Origin of the sequence: Bradyrhizobium sp., assembly GCF_049519115.1 — a bacterium.
Classification (GTDB): domain Bacteria; phylum Pseudomonadota; class Alphaproteobacteria; order Rhizobiales; family Xanthobacteraceae; genus Bradyrhizobium.
Genome location: NZ_JBEKRB010000171.1, coordinates 1 through 3,386, shown reverse-complemented (window position 1 = coordinate 3,386; position 3,386 = coordinate 1). Strand labels below are relative to the sequence as shown.

6 protein-coding genes are annotated in these 3,386 nt (G+C 57.5%); 3 read left to right on the top strand and 3 right to left on the bottom strand.

Annotated features, from left to right (window positions below; translation table 11 throughout):
• On the bottom strand, positions 1 to 281 hold a 281-nt coding region (locus tag ABSE61_RS36690), incomplete at its 3' end, for an HNH endonuclease (RefSeq protein WP_423876039.1).
• Positions 282 to 582: 301 nt separating this feature from the next.
• Here ABSE61_RS36690 and ABSE61_RS36685 point away from each other — a divergent pair.
• Positions 583 to 750 (top strand): hypothetical protein, encoded by a 168-nt coding sequence (locus ABSE61_RS36685; RefSeq protein WP_423876038.1) that lies wholly within the window; start codon positions 583 to 585, stop codon positions 748 to 750.
• Positions 751 to 1,097: 347 nt separating this feature from the next.
• Here ABSE61_RS36685 and ABSE61_RS36680 read toward each other — a convergent pair whose 3' ends face one another.
• Both ABSE61_RS36680 and ABSE61_RS36675 read right to left on the bottom strand, forming a co-directional pair.
• The gene (locus ABSE61_RS36680) at positions 1,098 to 1,322 is read right to left on the bottom strand and encodes a helix-turn-helix domain-containing protein (RefSeq protein ID WP_423876040.1); all 225 of its coding nucleotides are present in this window, start codon (positions 1,320 to 1,322) and stop codon (positions 1,098 to 1,100) included.
• Between the two features lie 88 nt (positions 1,323 to 1,410).
• Entirely contained in the window at positions 1,411 to 2,187 is a 777-nt protein-coding gene (locus ABSE61_RS36675) for a hypothetical protein (protein ID WP_423876037.1), read from the bottom strand.
• Positions 2,188 to 2,548: 361 nt separating this feature from the next.
• Between ABSE61_RS36675 and ABSE61_RS36670 the strand changes: the two genes are divergently transcribed.
• Both ABSE61_RS36670 and ABSE61_RS36665 read left to right on the top strand, forming a co-directional pair.
• Positions 2,549 to 2,998, top strand: coding sequence for a DUF2924 domain-containing protein (locus ABSE61_RS36670; RefSeq protein ID WP_423876036.1), 450 nt, complete (start codon positions 2,549 to 2,551; stop codon positions 2,996 to 2,998).
• A gap of 2 nt (positions 2,999 to 3,000) precedes the next feature.
• On the top strand, positions 3,001 to 3,386 hold a 386-nt coding region (locus tag ABSE61_RS36665; protein ID WP_423876035.1), incomplete at its 3' end, for a recombinase family protein.

Genomic DNA, 3,386 nt, shown 5'->3' with positions numbered 1-3,386 from the left:
GCACCGCAAAGGCATTGGCCGTTTGCTGGATCGAACGGTGCGCCGCCATCGCGCAGCTCTTTGATGTGATCAGCAAACAGCCGATTTTGCGGTGCAGCCTTCGTGCAGCGGATCCCGTTCTCAACCCACTGGCACCTGAAGCTGGCATCGAGAAGCACCTGCTCACGCCATCGCTTATGCTCTTCGGAATGGTAGATCGGATCGGCGCGCTTCGGCTCGACGTGGATTGTCCTCCCGCTCGACGTCGGTACCAGAGGTCTGAGCATCTTGATTTTCGCCATTGTCCACTGCTCCTGCTGATCGATTGCTCCGAGATCATTCGATTTGTCCTGGCGCTGGTTTTTCGGACGGTCTGGAGTCGTTGCCCCGCTGACAATCCTGCCAAGCCTCTTTCTTTTTATATTTACTCTTCGTGGTGCTCACCTTTTTCACAGATTTGGACCCTGTCGCCCGAGCAGCTGATGGGCGGCGCTTGATCCAAGCGATCCATTCTGGTGCGACGATCTCGACAATGTTGGTTAGGTGCTTTCGACCGGGCTGCGGCCGCTCAGCGATTCTGATGTGCCGTAGCCGCCGAGCTTCGTGAAGCGTATTCTGGACACTTGTTCGGCACACACCAGCCAGAGCGGCAATCTTGTCGACCGGCAGGTCACAAAAACCGCGCTGCTTAATCTCGCCGGCGACGATACAAAGCACGGCGCGATTGCCCTCGGTGTAGCAGTGCCGCATGCGGTCCGGCAGCGCGCTTGATCCCCCTAACCTGCGGCGACGATCGCGAGATGCCTTACGGTCGGGTGAACGAGGCGGTTTGCGCGGCTTGAAACGGCTGCCCACACGACCAGCTAACCGCGGGACCCTGGCTGTGACGGGATATCTCATCCCGCTGCGTCGACGGATCACACAATGCTGAAGATACTCGGCGGCCGCGTCTGTAAGCCGGTTTTGGCCCCGAACGAACCAGATCTTGCTAGCAACTTTGTCTAGCTGGCCATCGTCACAGCAGGCATTTAGCTCGGCAAAGAGAGCTTCTCCCGCGTCACCCAGACTCCGGAGATCGAGAGTGATTGGCGACTCGGGCTGCGCATCGATCGGACCACTCATGATGGCGCGACCAACCGTGGGGCCGATGGCGAAACGGTGTTCGCTTCGATCCAAGTGATCAGATCGCGGCGGCGATAGCGCACCGCACGGCCGACATGAACGAATGCAGGGCCAGCAATTCGGATGCGCCACGCTTGGAGCGTGCGAACAGATAGCCTAAGGAAATCGGCGGCTTCCGTTTCCGTTAGGAGCGCGTCCGCATCAGCGGTTTTTGAATTCATGCCGGTAGCTCCATTGACTACGATGGAGCTGCTTCTGCGCGCGATTTTTAGGAAATTCAAAAGACATCGGCGACATGTCGCAAATGTCTCAGGATGTTTTCGCGAGTTCCTTCGAAATGCGTACTACCTGGACCTCCAGAGCCTCTATTTGATTGGCCAACTGAGGTGGGCTTTCCATATGTCTCATTACCTCCGCCGCGGCCGCCTTGCGACCCAACCGATCGACGTTTATCTGCCGCTCCTTAATAATACGCTCGACCTCTCGTCCCTTTGGACTCCGTTTTCCAGACGGAGCAGCCACCATCTTGACAGCGCCTTGGTGCTGGGCGGGCTCAGCTGACGCCAGTCGAAGTTCAATGCTTGACCATATTGGCGAGATATTTCCCTTTTCATCTCTTTCACAGAGATCACCATTGGCGACTTCAATATAAAGATTTTTCCGAGTCCACAGGCGTGCCGGGACAAACGACTCGACAAAGTCGGCCCTCATTCCAAATGCCTGCACTTTTCCAGAAGCGAGCAGAATTCGCAAAGCTCCAATTCGATCAGCCAATGCTTGGGCGAGCTTCGAGACCGTCGGTGTCGGGCTGCACTCTGGCTGGCCTAGCACTAAAATGCCGCTTCCATTCAGCCGGAATTCAAAATTTCTTGCTGTGACTTCAAGTGGCCAATGAAAACTAGAAAGACTGAGAGGACACAGACCTTCCGCGAACCGATCCCGCAGCCCACTTCGGTCTATGAGTAAGGCTACCTCTGGATCGTCAATGACGAATTGCCGGAAAGCTTCGCCGAGACCGCGACCGTTGAGGCGCTCTATCCCGTTTGGAGCCGCTTCCCGAGCCGCGCCAGAATCCTGAGCGATCATTTATTTCTGTCCACTCGCTGGAATGTTCGACTGCGAATCAACTGCGCTTAGACGGGCAAGTCGAGATCTGATGGCCGGCGGAAGCAAGACGGAAATTACCACTCTCTACCATTTGGTGCGGCCGGGCACGACTTCACGTGAAACACTTGGACATGCGGGCCAAGTCGCTGTCCTTTTGCAGCATGACCGCATCTTCAGTCTCGGATCGAATTTCGGAAATAGCCGGGCTTTTGGCTATCGGCCTGATGCGCCTGAACGCCCGGAAGTCCAGTGGAAATTCCGGACCTGGCGGAGAAAGTTCGCTTCACTGCTCGCCCGATCGGAGCACTCATGAGCCAGTGCTGGAGAATGGGGAACGGGCATGAACGAGACGGTTTTGGCTCAATTGGCGGCGTTGAAGGGGGCCCCAGCCTCGGCGCTAAAGGCCCGCTGGCGCGAACTATTCGAGACCGAGCCTCCCGCCTATAACCGGCGCTTCCTTGAGAGCCGGCTGGCCTACCGTATCCAGGAATTGGCCTATGGCGGGCTGAGCCAAGAAACCTTGGAGCGGCTGACGGCCATGTCCAAGCAATACGCCAATCTTGGCCCCATCGAGCGGAAGGCCAAGCCGAGCCTGCGCCCGATTAACGGAACTAAATTGATCCGCGAATGGAAAGGCGTCGAACACTGCGTGACGGTTCGGGCGAGCGATTTTGAGTACCTCGGCCGCCCCTACAAATCCCTGTCGTCGGTCGCCCGTGAGATTACCGGGACTAGGTGGAATGGTTGGGTTTTCTTCGGCCTCAAAAACACTGCCCTGGGGCGGAAATGACGATGCTTCAACGTCGACCGGCGCGCCGCGACCGATCCTCCACAGGCTATGGCGAAACGTTAGATGCGTTGGAAGCCGGAACGAGGCCGACTATCCGCAAGCTGCGATGCGCCATCTACACGCGCAAGTCGAGCGAGGAAGGCCTCGACATGGACTTCAACTCGTTAGACGCCCAGCGGCAGTCCTGCGAGAGCTATGTGGCGAGCCAAAAAGGCGACGGCTGGGTTTCGGTCGCCGACCACTATGACGACGGCGGGTTTTCAGGGGGCACGCTGGAACGGCCCGCCTTGAAGCGGCTCCTGGCGGACGTCAAAGCTGCGAAGGTCGACGTCATTGTCGTCTACAAGATCGACCGGCTTTCTCGGTCAATGCTCGATTTCCTGAATCT